General features: G+C 61.0%; 1 protein-coding gene. It reads left to right on the forward strand.

The window, feature by feature from the left end; translation table 11 throughout:
- Positions 1–57 precede the first annotated feature (57 nt).
- Positions 58–1,326, forward strand: a complete 1,269-nt coding sequence (locus tag DID96_RS37695; RefSeq protein ID WP_221624644.1) for an IS256 family transposase — start codon at positions 58–60, stop codon at positions 1,324–1,326.
- The last annotated feature ends 43 nt before the right edge of the window (positions 1,327–1,369 follow it).

Below are 1,369 nucleotides of genomic sequence, written 5' to 3' on the forward strand. Positions count from 1 at the left end.
GAGCCTGTCAGTTTTTTCGTGTGCCGAGGTCATGAGACGATAACGGAAATAACGTCTATGACCGATGCAACCGTGACCAAGAAGAGCAAGAACCCGAAGGCGCCGAAGCTGTTCCCCGATGAGCTGATCGATCAACTGCTGGCCCAGGTGCAGGGCAAGGATGCCGAGTCGATCCTGGGCGAATCGGGCCTGGCCGGCCAGCTCAAGAAGCAACTGGCCGAACGCATGCTTGCGGCCGAGTTGAGCCACCATCTGGAAGCCGAGTCCGAGCAAGGCAAGGCCGGCAACCACCGCAACGGCACCAGCCCCAAGACAGTCCTGACGCCCAACGGCGAGCTGAATCTGGATATTCCGCGCGATCGGCAGGCGACGTTCGAGCCGCAATTGGTCGGCAAGTATCAACGCCGGCTGCCCGGCTTCGACGACCACGTCATCAGCATGTATGCGCGCGGCATGAGCGTGCGCGAGATTCAGGGCCATCTGCTGGATCTGTACGGGCTGCAGGTATCGCCCGACCTGATTTCCACCGTCACCGACGAGGTGCTGGCCGACGTCGAGCAGTGGCAGCAACGCCCGCTCGAGGCGATGTATCCGATCGTGTTCTTTGACGCGCTGCGGTTGAAGATCCGCGACGAAGGCACGGTCAAGAACAAGGCGGTCTATCTGGCGCTGGGCATCCGCGCCGACGGCCGCAAGGAAGTGCTGGGTTTGTGGATCGAGCAAACCGAAGGCGCCAAGTTCTGGCTGAAGGTCTTCAACGAACTGAAGAACCGCGGCTTGCACGACATCCTGATCGCGGTGGTCGACGGTTTGCGCGGCTTCCCGGAGGCGATCGAGGCGGTCTATCCGGCCGCCCAGATCCAGACCTGCATCGTGCATCTGGTCCGCAATTCGCTGAATCTGGCGAGCTGGAAGGACCGCAAGCCGCTGGCTGCCGCGCTCAAGCCGATCTACCAGGCCGCCACGGCCGAGGCGGCGGCAGCGGCGCTCGACACCTTTGCACAGAGCGAGTGGGGTCGCAAATTCCCGACCGTCGCGGCCATGTGGCAGCGCCAATGGGAACAGGTGATACCCTTCTTCGCCTATCCGCCCGAGGTGCGTCGAATCGTCTATACGACCAACGCCATCGAGAGCATGCACATGCAGTTGCGCAAGATCGTCAAGAACCGAGGCCACTTCCCCAGCGACGAAGCCGCCAGCAAACTGCTATTTCTGGCCTTGCGCAACATCGAAAAGGATTGGAAGATGCCGCCTATCACCTGGCGGCAAGCAGTCAATCAGTTCGCCATTCTGTTCGGCGAGCGATTCACCGCCGCCATCAGCTGAGATTTTTTAACCGACCTCAGCACACAAGATTTCTGACACCTCC

Source organism: Burkholderia sp. Bp8963, from assembly GCF_003854275.1.
Classification (GTDB): domain Bacteria; phylum Pseudomonadota; class Gammaproteobacteria; order Burkholderiales; family Burkholderiaceae; genus Burkholderia.

What these genes read in the sequence shown, in the direction of transcription:
- DID96_RS37695 (WP_221624644.1), top strand. Translation starts at nt 58, where the DNA reads ATGACCGATGCAACCGTGACCAAGAAGAGCAAGAACCCGAAGGCGCCG.